This is a genomic window from Neolewinella aquimaris (assembly GCF_014197245.1).
GTDB lineage: Bacteria > Bacteroidota > Bacteroidia > Chitinophagales > Saprospiraceae > Neolewinella > Neolewinella aquimaris.
In genome coordinates, this window is record NZ_JACIFF010000005.1 from 94,371 (window position 1) to 113,034 (window position 18,664).

14 protein-coding genes are annotated in these 18,664 nt (G+C 58.3%); 11 read left to right on the top strand and 3 right to left on the bottom strand.

Translation table 11 applies throughout. From position 1 onward, the window contains the following. Positions 1-2: 2 nt before the first annotated feature. The 11 genes from nusA (at position 3) to GGR28_RS10685 (ending at position 16,192) form a co-directional block, all read left to right on the top strand. Positions 3-1,253, top strand: a complete 1,251-nt coding sequence (nusA, locus tag GGR28_RS10635; protein WP_183495981.1) for a transcription termination factor NusA — start codon at positions 3-5, stop codon at positions 1,251-1,253. Positions 1,254-1,556: 303 nt separating this feature from the next. After that, complete coding sequence (locus GGR28_RS10640; protein ID WP_183495772.1) at positions 1,557-2,078, top strand: RNA polymerase sigma factor; 522 nt, start codon at positions 1,557-1,559, stop codon at positions 2,076-2,078. A gap of 93 nt (positions 2,079-2,171) precedes the next feature. Further along, positions 2,172-3,260, top strand: coding sequence for an A/G-specific adenine glycosylase (gene mutY, locus GGR28_RS10645; protein ID WP_221233864.1), 1,089 nt, complete (start codon positions 2,172-2,174; stop codon positions 3,258-3,260). Between the two features lie 92 nt (positions 3,261-3,352). Continuing rightward, positions 3,353-3,787, top strand: coding sequence for a single-stranded DNA-binding protein (locus GGR28_RS10650; RefSeq protein WP_183495773.1), 435 nt, complete (start codon positions 3,353-3,355; stop codon positions 3,785-3,787). Between the two features lie 76 nt (positions 3,788-3,863). Further along, on the top strand, positions 3,864-5,321 hold the full coding sequence (gene gldE / locus GGR28_RS10655; protein ID WP_246416625.1) for a gliding motility-associated protein GldE: 1,458 nt from the start codon (positions 3,864-3,866) through the stop codon (positions 5,319-5,321). Positions 5,322-5,359: 38 nt separating this feature from the next. Beyond that, positions 5,360-7,489, top strand: a complete 2,130-nt coding sequence (ligA, locus tag GGR28_RS10660; RefSeq protein ID WP_183495774.1) for an NAD-dependent DNA ligase LigA — start codon at positions 5,360-5,362, stop codon at positions 7,487-7,489. A 309-nt stretch (positions 7,490-7,798) separates the two neighbouring features. Next, positions 7,799-8,104, top strand: a complete 306-nt coding sequence (gene trxA, locus GGR28_RS10665; protein WP_183495775.1) for a thioredoxin — start codon at positions 7,799-7,801, stop codon at positions 8,102-8,104. 57 nt (positions 8,105-8,161) lie between these two features. After that, entirely contained in the window at positions 8,162-9,703 is a 1,542-nt protein-coding gene (locus GGR28_RS10670; RefSeq protein WP_183495776.1) for a sodium:solute symporter, read from the top strand. Positions 9,704-9,795: 92 nt separating this feature from the next. After that, positions 9,796-10,815: a beta-ketoacyl-ACP synthase III gene (locus GGR28_RS10675; RefSeq protein ID WP_183495777.1), complete on the top strand. Its 1,020-nt coding sequence runs from the start codon at positions 9,796-9,798 to the stop codon at positions 10,813-10,815. Positions 10,816-10,905: 90 nt separating this feature from the next. Further along, positions 10,906-11,691 (top strand): hypothetical protein, encoded by a 786-nt coding sequence (locus GGR28_RS10680; RefSeq protein WP_183495778.1) that lies wholly within the window; start codon positions 10,906-10,908, stop codon positions 11,689-11,691. Between the two features lie 448 nt (positions 11,692-12,139). Beyond that, on the top strand, positions 12,140-16,192 hold the full coding sequence (locus GGR28_RS10685) for a tetratricopeptide repeat protein (RefSeq protein WP_183495779.1): 4,053 nt from the start codon (positions 12,140-12,142) through the stop codon (positions 16,190-16,192). Here the strand turns inward: GGR28_RS10685 and GGR28_RS10690 are convergent. The 3 genes from GGR28_RS10690 to GGR28_RS10700 form a co-directional block, all read right to left on the bottom strand. Then, a complete protein-coding gene (locus GGR28_RS10690) occupies positions 16,189-17,010 on the bottom strand; it encodes a prohibitin family protein (RefSeq protein WP_183495780.1) in 822 nt (273 codons plus the stop codon). The two genes, GGR28_RS10685 and GGR28_RS10690, sit on opposite strands and share 4 nt — an antisense overlap. 76 nt (positions 17,011-17,086) lie before the next feature. Beyond that, positions 17,087-18,178 carry an LptF/LptG family permease gene (locus GGR28_RS10695; protein WP_183495781.1) on the bottom strand — a complete coding sequence of 364 codons (1,092 nt, stop codon included), beginning with the start codon at positions 18,176-18,178 and terminating at the stop codon, positions 17,087-17,089. A gap of 16 nt (positions 18,179-18,194) precedes the next feature. Continuing rightward, positions 18,195-18,641, bottom strand: a complete 447-nt coding sequence (locus tag GGR28_RS10700) for a GatB/YqeY domain-containing protein (RefSeq protein ID WP_183495782.1) — start codon at positions 18,639-18,641, stop codon at positions 18,195-18,197. Between the last annotated feature and the right edge of the window lie 23 nt (positions 18,642-18,664).

Genomic DNA, 18,664 nt, shown 5'->3' on the forward strand with positions numbered 1-18,664 from the left:
TGATGAACCTGGTAGAAACCTTCAAGGAATTCAGCTCCGGTAAGAGCATCGACAGCCCCACTATGGTGCGGGTACTCGAAGACGTGTTCCGCACGCTGATCAAAAAGAAATTCACCACCGACGAGAACTTCGACATCATCGTCAACGCCAATAAGGGCGACCTCGAACTGTGGCGCGTCCGCGATATCGTGCCCGACGGTGAAGTGACCGACGAGCTCTCCCAAATCTCCTACTCCGAAGCCATCGCCATCGACGAGGCCTACGACGTGGGCGAGGAGTGCTACGAGCAGCTGTTCCTCAAGGACTTCGGCCGCCGCAGCATCATGGCCGCCCGGCAGACCCTCATCAGCCGCATCATGGACCTCGAGAAGGACGAGATCTACCGCAGCTACACCGAACGGGTGGGCGAACTCGTCCTCTGTGAAGTACAGCAGATCCTGAAGCGCGAGGTGCTGGTCATCGACGACGCCAACGGCCGCGAACTCGTCATGCCCCGTACCGAAACCATCCGCGGCGATTACTTCCGCAAGGGTGATATGGTCCGCGGCGTCATCAAGGAGGTCGAGATGCGCAACAACAACCCCGTCGTGATCGTGAGCCGCACCGACGAGCGCTTCCTCGCCAAACTGATGGAGCAGGAAGTACCCGAGATCGAAGACGGCCTCATCACCATCAAGGGCATCGTGCGCATCCCCGGCGAGCGCGCCAAGGTGAGCGTGGAGAGCTACGACGACCGCATCGACCCGGTCGGAGCCTGCGTAGGTATGAAGGGATCCCGGATTCACGGCATCGTCCGCGAGCTCAATCAGGAGAACATCGACGTGATCCCCTACACCAACAACACCAACCTGTACATCCAGCGTTCGCTCACCCCGGCCCGCGTCTCCAACATCGAACTTGACATGGAGAGCCGCCGTGCCAAGGTGTTCCTGGAGCCCGATCAGGTAAGCCTGGCCATCGGTAAGGGAGGAACCAACATCAAACTTGCCAGTCGTCTGGTAGATTTCGAGATCGACGTGTACCGCAACAACGAAGTCGAAGTGGACGACGTAGACCTGGAAGAATTCAGCGACGAGATCGAAGGCTGGGTAATCGACGCCCTCAAGGGCATCGGCCTGGATACGGCCCGCTCCGTCATCGAGATGAGCCCCGAAGACCTGGTACGCCGCACCGACCTCGAAGAGGAAACGATCATCAACGTCCTGCGCACCCTGGCCGCCGAATTCGACGACGTACGCTACGTCGAGGAATAGCCCGATGCAACCAAAACTAAGCCCGCTTTCTCCTTGGAGGAAGCGGGCTTTTTTGTGGGCGGAAAACCGCCGACCGCGGAGGCAAATGACGGCCAGCCGCTAATTTTCATTAATTTCTGAAAATTATATAAGTGGATTTTATCGCTTTAATTTGCCCAAAAGGCTGATAAGCAATCTTTTAGTGGTGATGTATGTCAGGAGGAGCCAATTGTGTGAATGATGCTCACAGGGTGTAGACCCGAACATCGGCTTATATTTAAGCATTATCTAATTTTACTTCAACAAACGGCTTCGGCCCTTCCCATGACGCAGCTTGACTTCTTCGCTCAATTCGATCGGCAGACCACCCTCCTCCATTCTTTTGCCTACAACCTGACCAAAAATTCGGAGGATGCCAAGGACCTTTATCAGGAGACGGCCTTCCGGGCGATGACCAATCGGGATAAGTTCCGTCAGGGCACCAACCTCAAGGCGTGGCTCTTCACCATCATGAAAAACATCTTCATCAACAACTACCGCAAGAAGGTGAAGGCGAATACCATCATGGACAATACCGATAACCTCTACTACCTCAACTCAGGTTCGCACGCCATTGAAAATGATGCAGACAGCAACATTCTGATCAAGGAGCTGACGGTGATGATCGACGATCTCGACGATTCCACCCGCATCCCCTTCCTCATGCACTACCAGGGCTTCAAGTACCAGGAGATCGCCGATCACCTCGAACTTCCCCTTGGTACCGTCAAGAGTCGTATCTTCTTCGCCCGAAAGGACCTGAAGGCCCAGATCGCCCGCCAGTACGGCAAGCTTCGGGAGAAATAATGTTTGTATGTAGCGTCTGAGGGGCATCCGTGTCCCAAAATCTCATGAGACTGGTCCGTCGCAACTTCGCGGCGGACCATTGTTTGTTTACCTATGCGCGATATCGATTGGCAACTATTCCGCGACGGGCTCCTGAGCTGGTACCGCCCCGAGCGCCGCCCCATGCCCTGGAAACAGGAACCCGACCCCTACAAAATATGGCTTAGCGAAATCATCCTCCAGCAGACGCGGGTCGAACAGGGCCTGCCGTACTTCGAGCGCTTCGTGGCCGCCTATCCTACCGTACACGATCTGGCAAATGCCCCGGACGACGAGGTAATGAAGTTGTGGGAAGGACTCGGCTACTACTCCCGGGCCCGCAACCTGCTCCGGGCCGCCCGCCAGGTTTCCGGAGAACTGGGGGGTGCGTTCCCCGATACGTACGAGGGACTGCTCGGGCTTGCGGGGGTGGGTCCTTACACGGCCGCGGCCATCGCCTCCTTCGCTTTCGGCCGGCAGGTCGCCGTGCTGGACGGCAATGTTTACCGGGTCCTGTCCCGTTTCGCTGCGGACGCTACGCCGATCGACGGGGGGAAGGGCCGCAAACACTTTCAGACGTTGACCGACGCGGCCATGGGGGCGGCACCCGCAGCTACCTTCAACCAGGCCATTATGGACTTTGGCGCCCTGATGTGTACCCCGAAGCTGGCGAGTTGTGCACAGTGTCCGGTCGCGGCAGGATGCCGGGCGCGGCGGCAGGATAAGGTCTACCAGCTCCCGGTAAAGGGCAAAAAAGCAAGCCGGCGTGAACGCTTTTTTCATTACCTCGTCGTCTCTGATTCCCAAGGCCGTTACCTGTTGCACCGACGCGGAGCGGGCGACGTCTGGCAGGATCTCTACCAGTTTCCCCTCATAGAAACGCAGTCGGCGGACCTCGGCCCGGACCAGCTGTTTCCCTCCGAGCAGTGGCCGCAGTGGCTGGCAACCGATAAGTTGGCGGCGGTGCGCAGGAGCAAGGTGTTTCGGCATCAGCTATCCCACCAACAGATCAGTGTCGTATTCCACGTCTTTACGCATTCCTCGGCGGTGGGTGAGCCCCCGTCGCCCTACGAGCTTGTCGCAAAGCAAGGATTCAGCGCTTTCGCCTTCCCCCGCGTGATCACCCGCTTTCTGGAGGACGCAAGCCCTACGCTCGGTTTCTGACGTTAATTACCCAACAAAAAGTTTAGATTGTACTCCCGGCGGTAGCGCGCCCGCGAATAAGGGTGTAGCTTTGCGTCAAACTGTATACGACGATGATTAATCGGATCACACTGGCCGGCTACTTAGGAGCCGACCCCGAAATACGCACCCTGAGCAACGGCACCATGGTCGCTAAACTACGCCTGGCGACTACGGATAATTACCGCGATCGGGCGGGGCAGTGGCAGGAGGATACCCAGTGGCACGACGTAGTGCTGTGGCGCCACCTGGCCGAAAAGGCGCAGAAGTACGCTAAGAAAGGTTCGCTCGTCTACCTGGAGGGAAAACTCGCCCACCGGAAGTGGGAGGACAAGGAGGGAAATCCCCGCAAAACGACGGAGGTCGTTGGTGCCATGTTGCGGCTGCTCGACGGTAAGCGGGACGAAGGTGATGATTCGGCGGACGGGGCTACGACCCCCACGACAACGACCACCGCGGCACCGGCCGCTAAGCCGGTCATGGAAGCGGAGGAGGATTTGCCCTTTTAGATCTTTTGCACAAGTTGGGTGACGACCACTAGTGAAAGGTGCGTCCTATCTTTGTAGCCGTCACCAAATCCTACCGTTGGACCCCACCGATCCCCTTTTATCTATCCTGCCCGGCATGCTGTTGCTGAGCACCGGCACGGAGCTGTTCCTGGGCTTCTTGTCAATTTTGGGTTTGCTCCTGCTGTCGGGCCTGGTGTCCGGCTCGGAAGTCGCTTTCTTCTCCCTTACCCCCAACGATTACGAGGAGATCGAGCAGGAAAACAATCCGGTACGTGGCCTACTCTACGAGCTAAGGGAGAAACCCCGCATGTTGCTGGCCACCATCCTGATCGCCAACAACTTCATCAACATCGCCATCGTCCTAGTGTCGGAGATCATGCTGCGCAAGCTGTTCCCCGCCTCGATGTTTGCCGCCTGGACCCGGGCCCTGCAGGAAAACATCGCCATGATGCGCCAATTTTCCTCCGAGGGCCTGACCGCCGCCATCGCCTTTACTATTACGGTGATCGGCGTGACTTTCCTCCTGGTACTTTTCGGTGAAGTGGCCCCGAAGGTCTACGCCAGCTACAACAAGGTGCAGCTGGCCACCCGCATGGCCCGACCCATACAGGTCATGATGCGGGCTTTTCATCCCCTGGCCTCGAGCCTGGTGCAGGGCGCCTCCTTTATCGAACGCCGATTGGAAAACCACACGATGGACGCCGCCGCCGCCAGCCAGGAAGACATCGACGAAGCCATCGACCTGACGGTAAGCACCGACGACAATGGAGAGGAAACGCAACGGCAGGACGTCGATATCCTGAAGCGGATCGTCAAGTTCAACAACGTAACGGTACGCCAGATCATGCGGTCGCGCGGCGACGTGGTGGCCGTTGACCGAAAAATCAACTACCACGAACTGGTCGCCGTGGTGCGGGATTCGAGCTACAGCCGCATTCCGGTTTTCGAGGAGGATTTCGATAAGGTCAGGGGCCTACTGTACGTGAAGGACCTGCTCGGTTACCGCCACGAGCCCGCCGATTTCGACTGGACTACTCTGGTGCGGGAAGACATTCTCTTCGTACCCGAAAACAAAAAGATCAGCGACCTGCTGAAGGAATTCCAGACCGAGAAAACCCACATGGCGATCGTCGTCGACGAGTACGGCGGTACCGAGGGCGTCGTGACCCTGGAGGACGTGCTGGAAGAAGTGATTGGCGACATCCAGGATGAATTTGACGAAGACGACGAGATCATCTACCAGCGCATCGACGACCTCAACTACGTCTTTGACGGCAAGACCCTGCTGAACGACGTGTACCGGGTGCTCAAGATCACGACTTCCACCTTCGATCCGGTGAAGGGGGAGGCCGAATCCCTGGCCGGCCTCTTGCTCGAAATACTGGGCCGACTGCCCGAAGCGGGGGAGGAGATCGTGTTCGAAGGCTACCGCTTTCAGGTGATGTCGGTCAACAAACGCCGCATCCAGGAAGTACTCATCACCCTTCCCGAATTACCCGGCACCGAAACGGATTCCCCCGGCTCCCGCGCTTAGCCGCCCAAAGCCTGAATACCAAAGAACGCGAAGCGATTATGTACGGCAAAGAAGAACAGCGGCAGCTCTATGTGCGCTCCAAGGAATACCTCGAAGGTGACCTGACCCTGCCGCCGGCCGAGCAACTGCCCGAACTGCGCTCCCTGCTCCGCTACCATGAGTGGAGATACTACGTCGGCGACGATCCGGTAATCAGCGATTTCGAATACGACCAGCTCTACAAACAACTCGAGGCACTGGAGGCGGAACATCCCGACCTCGTGACGGCCGACAGCCCCACCCAGCGCGTCGGTAGCGACCTGACCGGCGAGTTCGAGAGCGTGCCCCACCTGGTGCCCATGCTGAGCCTCGGCAACAGCTACAATCCCGACGACCTCGCCGAGTTCGACCGCCAGGTGAAGCGAATGCTGAACATGGACGAAGCCACCCCCATCGCCTACGCCGCGGAACCGAAGTTCGACGGAGGAAGCATTGCGCTGGTGTACGAAAACGACCGGCTGGTGCGCGCCGCCACCCGCGGCAACGGCGTACTCGGAGAGGAAATTACCCACAACGCCCGGGTGATCAAGTCGATCCCCCTGACCGCCGCCTTCAGCCGCTACGGCCTCCACCGGGTGGAACTACGGGGTGAAGTAGTGATCAGAAAGGACCGCTTTGCCGTCATGAACGAAGCCCGCGCCGCTGCCGGCCTGGCCCTCTTCGCAAATCCCCGCAACACGGCTACTGGAGGGCTGCGCATGAAGTCCCCGACCGAAGTGGCCGACCGCAACCTGGAAGCCTTCATCTACAGTTTCGGTTACGGCACCGATGAGGCGGGTAACGATGCCGTGCAGGCCCTCGGCACCCACACCCACGCCCTGGATATACTGACCGCGCTGGGATTCAAAGTGCCCACTGCCGGATTCGAGCGGATACAGTCACCCGACATCACCGCCGCCGCCGCCTTTTGCAAGCAGTGGGAGGGGCAGCGCGAGGACTATCCCTACGAGATCGACGGCATGGTCGTGAAGGTCGATGACCTCATCCTTCAGGAGCGGGCCGGATATACCAGTCATCACCCCCGCTGGGCCATTGCCTACAAATTTGCCGCCCGTCAGGCTACGACTACCCTCCTGGGGGTAGAGTACCAGGTAGGCAAGATCGGTACCATTACCCCGGTAGCCAAGACCGAACCCGCTGCTCTCGCCGGCGTCATGATCAGTAGCGTAAGTCTGCACAATGAGGACTTCATCCGGGAGAAAGACCTCCGCCTCGGCGACAAGGTGCTCCTGGAGCGTGCCGGCGACGTGATCCCCTATATTGTAAAGCCGCTGGCGGAACTGCGCGACGGCGGCGAGCAGCCCATTGTGTGGCCCCTGACCTGTCCGATCAATCGGACCGACGTCGAGGTGCCGCTCGTCCGTGCTGAAGGAGAGGCCGCCTGGCGGTGTCCCGTGTGCGTGTGCGGCGCGCAGAACCTGCAACGGATCATCTTCCACGTCTCCAAGGTCGCTATGGACATCGACGGCATGGGCCGCCGCTACGTGGAGCAGTTTTACGAGCTGGGGTGGCTGCATACCATCGTGGACGTTTACCGCCTGCCCTACGACCAGATCGCTACCCTGGAAGGATTCGGAGAGCGATCGAGCGAAAATCTGCGACGCAGCGTGGAAACGGCTAAGCGCAACCCGCTGTGGCGTCTGCTGCATGGACTAAGCATCCACCATCTCGGTAAGAAGGCGAGTCAGTTGCTGGCCCAGCACGTCGACCACGTTCTCGACCTGGCCGACTGGTCGGAAGCACAGTTTCTGAACATCAAGGACATCGGTCCCACCGTAGCCACCAACGTGATGGAGTACTTCGCAAATCCACTTCACCTAACGCAACTTCGGGAGCTGGAAGAGCTCGGGGTGAACGTACGCCCCACCGACGAGGACCGCCCGGCCGCGGAAGTTACCGAGGGCCCTTTTGTCGGCAAGACCATGCTCTTCACCGGTAGCCTCCAGCAGCTCAGCCGCAAGGAAGCCCAGGAGAAGGCCAAGGCCGCCGGTGCCCGCATCGTCTCGGCCGTCAGCGGTAAACTGGACGTGCTGGTGGTCGGAGAAAAACCCGGCTCTAAACTCAAGAAGGCCGGCGCACTGGGTACGGTGCGGGTATTGACGGAGGCGGAGTTTTTGGCGTTGATCTGACTGGTTTTCGTTGGTTCCTGGCATCTTGCCGGGGTGGGGCGGTTCCCGGCATCTTGCCGGGGTCATTACGGGTTATGAGTGACTTCCCGATCATGACCGCGGCAAGATGCCACGAACCGTGACCGCGGCAGGATGCCACGAACCGTGACCGCGGCAAGATGCCACGAACCGTGACCGCGGCAAGATGCCACGAACCGATACCGCGGCGGGACGCCACGAACCGATACCGCGGCGGGATGCCACGAACCGTGACCGCGGCGGGACACCACGAACCTACGCGAGCCGCTACCCGTTTTACCCAAAAAAACCATGGCCCAGCAGACCTCATTTCAGGACCTCGTCAACGGCGAAAAGCCCGTACTCATCGACTTTTTTGCTACTTGGTGCGGCCCCTGTCACGCCTATTCTCCCATTCTGAAGCAACTGAAGGAGGAGCTGGGCGACAGCATGCGGCTGGTCAAGATTGACGTGGACCGCAATCCGGAGATCACCGAGAAGCTCGGGGTGCAGGCCATGCCGACGACCATGATTTTTCACAAGGGAGAGTTAAAATTTCGGGCGGCGGGAGTGCAGAGTCCCCAGACGCTCCGGGACGAACTGGCCAAACTGAGCTAGGCCGGTCGGAGGGCGATAAACTACTTCAGCGGGGATTGTATAAATTGCGCCCTCCCCATGAATGCATCCCTTAGCCCACTTGCCATCCTCGGCATCGTTGCCGTTTACTTCGCGGTGCTCGTGCTCGTTTCTTTCCTCACCAGTAAGCGGGAAAGCGAAAACGCCGATTTCTTTCTTGCCGGTCGTAAGTCCCCGTGGCCCCTGGTGGCCATCGGCATGGTGGGTTCGAGTCTGTCGGGCGTTACCTTCATCAGTATTCCGGGGGCGGTAGGGGCCGGGGGCGTCAACCAGGCCTTCAGCTACATGCAGGTGGTCATGGGCTACCTACTAGGGTACCTAGTCATCGCGCTGGTGCTGCTGCCGCTGTATTACCGCATGGGGCTCACCAGTATCTACGAGTACCTGCGCACCCGCATCGGCCGTCACGGCTACAAGATCGGCGCGTTTTATTTCTTGCTTTCCCGTACCATCGGCTCCTCCTTCCGCCTGTTTCTGGTGGCGGTGGTGTTGCAACAGTTCGTCGCGGCGCCCATCGGCATTCCGTTCTTCGTAACCGTAGCGACCACCATCCTCCTGATCTGGCTCTATACCTTCCGCGGCGGCATCAAGACGATCATCGTGACGGACACCCTGCAAACGGTGTGTATGCTCACCGCCGCGGGCATCACGGTGTACTACATTGCCAATGCCCTGGATACCGATCTCGGGGGCGTGGCCAACCTCATCGAGCAGAGCGATTACAGCCAGTGGTTCTTCTTTGAGGGGGGATGGAGCGATCCCAATAACTTCTTCAAGCAATTCTTTAGCGGGGCGCTCATTACCATCGTCATGACGGGCCTCGACCAGGACATGATGCAAAAAAACCTGAGCATGCCCAACTTCCGCGATGCGCAGAAGAATATGCTGGTGTTCAGCATCGTGCTGGTGTTCGCTAACCTCCTGTTCCTCTCACTTGGAGCCCTGCTCTACATTTACGCGGCTACCGTAGGCCTGGCCATTCCCGGGAGTTCCGACTTACTGTACCCAACGATCGCCCTGGTCAACCTGCCTCCGGTGGCGGGTATCCTCTTTGTGCTGGGGATTGTGGCGGCGGCCTACTCCAGTGCCGACAGTGCGCTCACTGCGCTTACGACCTCTTTCTGCGTCGACTTTCTGGGCATGGGCGACCGGGCGGAAGCGGGCGGCGGCGCGCAGGTGCAACGTGATTCGGACAAAACGCGGCGTTTGTTGGTGCATTCCGGCTTCTCCGTACTGCTGTTCTGTGTCATCATGGCCTTCCAGTTGATCAACGACGAGGCGGTCATCAACAGCTTATTCAAGGCAGCCGGCTACACTTACGGGCCGCTGCTGGGCCTGTTCTCCTTCGGCTTGCTGACGAATTATCGGGTACGTGAGGTCGTTACCATCGGCGGCCTGGAAGTGCCCGCACTCGTGCTGATTTGTCTGCTTTCTCCGGTGGCGTCCATTCTGGTCGATACCTATTCGGCGGAACTGCTCGGTGGATTTCAGTTCGGATTTCTCATTCTAGCCTTCAACGGCTTACTCACCTTTCTGGGGCTGATCGCGCTGAGCGAGTTCAGTGAAACCGATCGGATATAGGTTAGCCACCGGCAATCGTGCCGCAATCTGAGTTGTGGGGCGGGGGCGACCTACTTACCTTGTGGCCCTAAATTCAGCTTACCCCACTAACCATGAGTCAAATTCGCGCCGCCATTACGGGGGTACAAGGATACGTACCGGATTACGTGCTCACCAACGACGAGCTGGCCACCATCGTCGATACCAGCGATGAGTGGATCACCACCCGTACCGGGATTCGCGAACGCCGCATCCTGAAGGGAGACAACATGGGCACTTCCTTCATGGTGGCCGAAGCCCTGCGCGGCCTGATGAAAAAGACCGATACCGATCCCGACGACGTGGAGCTGGTCATATGCGCGACCGTGACGGGAGATAGTATCTTTCCCGATACGGCCAACGTGGCTTGTTACAAAGCAGGCATCAACAACGCCTTCGGCTTCGACGTCAGCGCGGCGTGTAGCGGCTTCCTTTACGCCCTTACCGTAGGGGCGAAATTCATCGAGGCCGGTCAGCACAAGAAGGTAATCGTAGTGGGCGCCGACAAGATGTCTTCCATCATCGACTATACCGACCGGACCACCTGCGTCATTTTTGGCGATGGTTGCGGGGCCGTTATGCTGGAGCCGACCACCGACGGTACCGGTTTCATGGACTACCGCCACTACGGCGACGGAAGTGGAGAGGAACACCTTTACCTCGTCGCGGGCGGATCCCGCAGACCGGCCACCGTCGACACCGTCATGGCCCGCGAACACTTCGTCCGGCAAAACGGACGGCCCGTCTTCAAGGCTGCCGTAAAGGGCATGTCGGACGTTGTCCTGGAAGTTATGGAGCGTAACGGCCTGACTACCGATACCGTCAACTGGCTGGTGCCCCACCAGGCCAACATCCGGATCATCCAGACGGTGAGTAAAATGGTCGACTTTCCCCTAGATAAGGTGATGGTGAATATTGAACGCTACGGCAATACGACGGCCGGGACCCTGCCGCTCTGTCTCTGGGATTACGAACCCCGGCTCCGTAAGGGGGACAACCTGATCCTCACTGCTTTTGGCGGTGGGTTCACCTGGGGTGCCCTGTATCTCAAGTGGTCCTATGACCCTGCTCCTGCGTCCCCGCCGGAAATTTAAACATGCGGACTACAATTGGTCTTTAGGTACTACCGGACGCACAATGAAGGATGCGCGGTGTTTTCAGAAAGTAGTACCCCGGGGAAGTATATGAATAGGGAAGAACTCAAGCGAAGCGGACTGTTGGATCAGTATGTGCTCGGCCTGTTAGGGCCGGAGCGGATGGCCGAGGTCGAGCAGTTGATGCGTGAGGACCCTTTTCTCGAGCAGGAAGTGGAGCGGCTGCGCGAAGACCTGAACGCCTACGCCGACTCACGCAACATCGGCCCGCCGCCGCCCGGTCGGGAGGCCCGCAGTGCGGAGGATTTTCAGGATCTCGACCACGAGATGATTACCGCCATGATGGAGCACAACCACACGCTCAACATTTGGCGTTACGTGCTCATCGCAATTATTTTCTTGCTGGTTTTTCTCAGCGGATACCTCTTCCGGCTTAAGGAAAACGTTCGGGGCGAGCTCATCACCGAGCGGGCGCTTCACGCCCAGGACGATGCCAGTCACCGCCTCGACATGGAGCGGAGCCGGGCGGCCATCGAAGCAGCGGCGGCAAACTGGGAAAACTTGACGTCCATCGATCAGCCCATGGATACGGGCACGATACACGTACACGTGCTGGCCGGAGTCGGGGTAGCCCTCGTTGATCTTTCCGACGTACCGCCCCCACCCGTGGGCCACGCGTACTACATTTTCAGCGGAGCGGACACGGAGGAACAGGAGCCGGAGATCGTCAGCGCCCGGCAGCTCGGTGGGCTTTATGCGGTCAAGATTGCGGAGCACAACGACCAACTAAGGATCTACCAATGGGTTCAGGGCCGGGATGATGCGCCCCGCAGCGGTGAAACCCCCATTATGATTGTCGATATTCAGGTAGAGTAGATCGACGGCTACCGTGCTGTTTAGCAGGGTAGTAGGAGCGGAAGGGGAAGAAATGGAAAGAAATGTGAAAAGCAGGTTCGGAGCGCTTGGATAGCTTGCCGTAATTATGTTTATTGCACGCAAGCCCGGAAGTAAAGGCGTGTATTGAATGTAGTAACGCGCAAAACCCATGCTTCCGGGGCTTTCTGATCGTACCAAAGTCTTCATTTCTAACTTTCAACTCATGACTATTCTTTTCGTTCTGATGGCCGCCTGTGCGCTGGGTGGTGGCCTGAGTCTTACGTCCGCATTACTCGACGGCACGCGTCACTTTTAGGCCGCGGTGGTTGCACCCCGCGGTAAAATACCTAAGATTACATAAGAATCACCAACGGTCGCCCGTACATGCGGGGGGCCGTTTTTTATTTTCAGCGACGGACTATCTTTATCCGGCCCCATCCATCTAATCGTGCAGCCGCTTATTCCTCCTTTCATACAGCAGAAGCTTATTGCCGGTGAATTACACGGTGAGCTGCGGGCCTTTACCCTCAACATCGATCTATCGGGTTTTACTCCCCTCACCGAGACCCTGATGCAGCAGGGACTTACGGGTGCCGAGCAGCTGTCGATGATCCTCAATGAGGTGTTCGAGCCGCTGGTGGCATTGGTGTACGCTTCGGGGGGGATCATCCCCTATTTCGCGGGCGATGCCTTTACGGCAGTGTTTCCCCTGCCGCTAGACCGCGTTCACGCCATGCATCTGCTGCGTACGGCGGAGCGTGCCCGACAACTGTTCCGTGACCGGGGCAACAAATTCGGCAACAAATTCAGGATCGGAATCAAGGCAGGCGTGGCGGCCGGTACGGTACGCTACGGAATCGTCGGAGAAGAACTTCGGGCCTTTTACTTCCGCGGGCCGGCGATCGATCAGGCGGCAAAGTGCCAGACCCTCGCCGGAGAACAGGAAATTGTGGTGAGTGATTTTGTGCATACGCTCATTGAGGGGAGTATCGTCTACACGGAGGAGGTCGCCACGGGTGCCTACCGGGTACTGGGTGACGTGTCGACCGTGATAGACCTTGAGATTGAGCCGGTTGCCCTGCCCGTCATTGATGCGGAGACGGCCGTTGCCTTTCTGCCGCCGGAGGTGGTCCGTTACGATCAGGCGGGGGAATTTCGCACGGTGGTGTCGTGTTTTCTATCCTTCGATGCCGTACGTACCCACGATGAGCTCGACCAATTTGCTACGGTGGTCCTGAATCAGGTGAAAGATTTCGGCGGCTACTTTAAGGAAGTCGATTACGGGGACAAGGGGGCCCTGATGGTCATTTTTTTCGGGGCTCCGGTTTCTTACGAGAACAACGTGACGCGGGCGGTCGAATTTGCCCTGGTGGTGCAGCAGGAACTGGAGGCACTGAGTGCGTCTACCAAACGAAGCTTCCGCTTCCGAATGGGTATGACCGTGGGAACGGCCTTCACCGGTATCGTGGGGGGAAAGGAGCGGGCGCAGTACGCCTGCGTCGGTAACCGGGTGAACCTGGCCGCACGGATTATGGCGGAGGCCGACTGGAAGGAAGTACTGGTCGACGGAGAGATTGCCGCCAATCCCCAGTTCCGGTTTATGCCCAAGGGTAAGCTGAGGTATAAGGGGATCAAGGAGCCGGAAGCCACCTTCGCTCTCGAGGGACGTCGGCAGTCGATCGGTAAGCCCAGCTACGGAGGGAAGCCCATCGGTAGAAATGAGGAAATTGCGCGACTTCTGGAATTTTCCGCCCCGCTGCACGAGCGCCGGCCGGCGGGGATCGCTCACGTTCGGGGGGAAGCCGGCATCGGCAAGAGTCGCCTGACCTACGAGCTGCGCCACCGCATGAACAAGATCGAGGCAGTCAACTGGCTGCTCGGAAGCTGCGACCAAATTCTGCGCAAGTCCTTTAACCCCTTCACCTACATGCTCGAGCGCCTCTTCCGCCAGAGCATTGACCTCGGGACGGAACAGAACCTGCGCCGGTTCCAGTTTAAGATCGACCGGTTGCAACTGAGCCTTCAGCGTAGGGGTACGGACAGGGCCCGCCAGCTTGCCGAAGAACTGGTGCGCACCCAATCCGTACTCGCGGCCCAGCTGGGGATCGTGATGCCGGGTTCCCTGTGGACCCAGCTCGACGCCCAGGGGCGCTACCAGAACACCATTGACGGTATCGTTACGCTAATTATCGCCGAGTGCCTGCTTCAGCCTACGGTGTTGGAACTGGAGGACATCCACTGGATCGATGAGGACAGCCTCACGATAGTAAGGGAACTGGTAAGAAGAATTGAGCAACTTCCGTTGTTGATTGTTGCCACCGCCCGCCCGGACGATGACGGCCAATATCCACAGCTGGTGCCCGAGAGCCTGCGTGAACAGTTGCAGCTACCCATCATTTCGGTAGAGATCGGCGGGCTCACCACCCAGGCCGTGCGCGAACTTGCGGAGTCCACGCTGGGGGGAGCCATCTCCGATCCTACCCTGAAAACGCTCCTCCGGGCAACCAACAGCAATCCCTTCTACCTCGAACAGATCCTGGAGTATTTCCGGGAAAATGAGTTGCTGCACGAGAAAAGCGACGGTCTGCTACACCTCAGCGACGAGAGCATCAAATTATCGACAAGTATCACCTCCATCCTGACGGCGCGTATCGACCGGCTGTCGGACATGGTCAGGGAAACGGTGAAGGCGGCGGCGGTGATCGGGCGTGAGTTCGATATCCCGGTACTGACCGAGGTGATGCGTATGGATGCCGGCTTTAACGGGACGGAAAATATCATGCAGCTGCTGGAGGAGCAGATTGAGGTAGCCGAGCGCGGCCAGATATGGAGTGCCATGAACGAGTTGCGCTACATCTTTCGCCACAGCCTGCTCCGGGAAGCCGTATACGGAATGCAGCTCACCACCCGCCTGCAGCAACTCCACCGGCAGATCGCCCGGGCAATCGAGAAACTATACGGAGACAACATCGAGGAACGCTACGTCGACCTGGCCTTCCATTACGAACACAGCGGAGAGAACGAAAAGACGATCGAGTACCTGAGCAAGGCTGCCAGTTACGCCCGGGCCAACTACCAGAATCAGCAGGCCCTCGACCTCTATAAACGCCTGATCGAAAAGCTGAGCCAGAGCCCGAGCGAGGACATCAGCGTCAACATCTACCTCAGCCAGGGAGGGATCTACGAGATCGTGGGCCGCTGGGAAGAGGCACAAGTGGCCTACGAGGAGGCCCAATATATAGCCAAGACCAGCCGCGACGTGGTGCTGCTGGGGCGCACCAACAATGCCCTGGGACAACTACACACCCTCAGGGGGGAGTACGATATGGCCATGGATTTTCTGAAAGTAGCCGCCGGTCTATTCGAGTCGGTAGACGATATCTTCGGCATCGCACGGGCGTACAGCAACATGGGCAACCTGTACTTTCGCACCAATCACTACGACAAGGCCCTTACCTACTACAAAAAATCGCTCGACAGCGGCCTGAGTGAGGCCGGGACGACCACTTCCGCCGGCACGATCAGTCACCTGGGACTTACGTACATGAACCTCGGCAGTTACGAGGAGGCAATTGCGGTCATCCGGGATCAAATTCCACGGCACGAGGCGAGCAACGATAAAATGGGGCTCGCCACCCTGCACACCAATTTGGGGATCGTATACTTCGAAAGCGGCGATTACGATCTGTCCCTCAATCACCACCGGCAGGGGCTGCAACTCGCGCGTGAGCTGGGCGACCGGCGCCTGCAGGCCATCGGACTCGGAAGCCTCGGCAACATTAAGGAAAGACAGGGTAAATACGGAGCGGCGCTTGAGCTGTACGAACAGGACCTCAAGATGTGTTACGAGATCGGCGACCGCCAGGGTATTGCCGTTACCGAAGGGCTACTGGGTGACATCAACAGCGTGATGGGCAACTTCTCGAAGGCCATCGCCCACCTCGATCGCTGTCTGTCGATCAGTAGTGACCTGGGTTACCGCAAGGGGGTGGCGAAGGCAGTTAACACCCTCGGCGATATTTATTACCTCCAGGCGAAGTACGACCTATCGGGAGAATATTACGACCAGGCGATCGAAATTGCCCGTTCCACCAACAACCGCCTGGTGCTGGGGGCCAGCCTGTACGAGAAAGGGCTCGTGCTATTGGCAGACGGACAATTGGATGCCGTTAAGGAAGTAGAAAGGGAAGCGCTAGCGGTTGCCGAGGACCTGGGTAACCCCGACGTGCTGTTCGGTGCCAGGCTCCTGCACGCCCGCTGTCTGGTCGCCTACGATGAAGCGAATGCGGTGGAGGCGAAGGGCGTCATCGAGGAACTGCTCGAGTCGGCTACCCTCACGGTAGAGCAGGAAGCGGAGGCTTACCTCGCTTATTACAACATCAGCGGAAAGACGGACGATGCCTCCCGCCAGCGCGCGCTCAAACTATACGAGCAATTGTACGAAGAGACGCCTAAATTTGTCTACAACTACCACTTGTCTCACCTGCGGCAGTCGGCTTAATTGCCGCCGCCGAGAATAAGGGGAAGGCCGCTACTGCCCGCATCGCCTACGATCACCACTTTGCTATTGGGAGACTTCGCGAGTTCGAGGGTCGCTTCGATGCCCTTGTCCCGGAGAATGTTCTCCGAGAGACTGGCGGTAAGAATACGGTTGGCGTCGGCCTTGGCCTGAGCCTCAATGAGCCGCCGCTCGGCTTCCTGTTTTTCCCGCGTGAGGATGTATTCGTACTTGAGTGAGCCCTGTTCGGCCTCAAGCTTCTCTTCAATGGCGGTACGCACCTTGTCGGGCAGTTCGATATCGCGAATGAGAATGGCGCGGAGGTCGATGTAGTTGTTGGTCAGGGTATTCGACAGTTCCTGGGTGATCAGGGTCTGTACCTCATCGCGCTTGGTGGAGTAGAGTTCCTCGGGAGTAAACTTGCCGATGACCTGACGTACGCTCGAACGTACCTCGGGGCGGATGAGTCGTTCCATATAGTCCCTACCGAAGGTTTCGTGCAGTAGGGCGACATCAGCAAAGTTCGGGCGTACCCGAACGGTAACGTCTACCCTGATATTGAGGCCGTTGCTGGAAAGGACTTCCATCGCCTCCTCGATTTGCGACTCACGCACCTCGTAGACGTACATGTTATTCCAGGGGGCAACCACGTGGAAGCCGGGGGCAAAGATGTGTTCTTTCTCAAGTCCTGCGAATCGCCGGAATAGCACGCCCCGTTCACCCGAATCGATGGTAACGAAGGTGGCACTACTGATCATTGCGAATATGATGAGGAGGAAGAATCCGATGATTCCCCAGGTCATTAACTTTTTCTGGTCCATTATCTTGGTATTTAGCGGCCAACCGCGGAGCGGGCACGTCTGAATTTAACAAATGACACCCGGATTAGATGTGAGTCTAGCGTTGGGCGCGCGACACGAAGAACATGGCCGCGGCGAAGAAGATCAGGTTGGGCATCCACATACCCAGGAATACGGGCAGATTGGTGCCGGCGCTTATGGTGGAGGCGAAGCGGCTGAGAAAGACAAAGAGCGCTCCCATAAAAATCCCGAGGGCCAGCTGAATACCCATTCCACCACGAACCTTCCGGCCGGCGACCGACAGCCCGATCAGGGTTAGGATAAAGATGGTGAACGGTTCGGCCGAGCGGCGGGCCAGTTCGACCTCGTACTTGCGGATGTTGCCGGCACCGCGTTCCCGCTGCTTGCGGATCTGGGAGAGGAGTTCCGGCGTGGTGAGGGCCGATTGTTGCTCGCGGTAGTCGACGAAGTCCTCGGGCCGTAGGTTGAGGACGGTATCGAGGGTTTCCCTTCCCCCAATCGTAATCGTCTCGTGCAGGCCGTCGAAGGTGCGCATCTCGTAGTTATCGAGCCGCCAAATCGCCGGGTCGCCATCCACGAACTTAGCCGACCGGGCCTTGGTGAGGCTGATCAGTTGATTGTCGACGAGGTGCTCGATCCGGAAGTTGCGCGCCGCGCTGTCCCGTTTGCTGTAATGGGTCATGTAGACCTTCGTGTCGGGAGCGACGAAGAAGTGTACGTTGGTCGTCTTTCCCTCATCGCGGCCGCTGCTGAAGTACACGCGTTCGATCTCCGTCCGGTGGGCGTTGGCCATGGGCACTAGGTAGTGAATCCCTGCCAGGTAGAGCAGGAAAAGGAAGCCGGCCGAGATAAGGTAGGGCCGCATCAGTCGCCAGAAACTCACCCCGGCATTGAGGATGCTGATGATCTCGGAATTGTCCGCCATCCGCCCCGTGAAAAAGATCACGGCGATCAGCGTAAGCATAGGCCAGAGGAATCCGAGAATGAAGAGCAGGAAAGTCGGAAAGTACTCGAAGGCGATGATCTCCTTCGTGATGTCCGACTCGATGAAGCGTTCGACCTTTTCGCTAAAGTCTATGATCATGCTCACCATCGAGAAGATCAGCACCGTAAAGAAAAAGGTGCGGAGGAACTTCCCAATTATGTACCAATCCAGTTTCTTCAGCATAGTAAGTAGGGAACTCCTAAGCCAACAGTCGTTTGACGGTGGCGGCGATCTGCTTGCCGTCGGCCCGACCGGCGGCCCGTGCATTGGCCTGGCCCATCACCTTGCCCATATCGCGCATGGAGGTGGCACCGGTTTCGGCGATCACTTCCTTAACGAGGGCTTCGATCTTTTCGTCTGACAGCTGCTCGGGCAGGTAGCGGCTGATCACCTCGATCTCCTCCCGCTCGGGCTGGGCGAGGTCCTCGCGGCCCTGCTTTTCGTAGATGTCGAGGCTTTCCTGCCGGCTCTTGACGAGCTTTTGCAGGAGGGCGATCTCGCCGGCCTCATCCAGGGTATCGCCGCTGCCGTCGGTTTGTTGCAGGAGGATGGCGTTCTTGATAGCGCGGATGCCCCGCAGGGCGGCCTGGTCCTTGGCGCGCATGGCGGCTTTGAGGTCGGGGGTGATGCGTTCTTGGAGGGTCATGGGAGGGATTGAGGGAGGGAAGG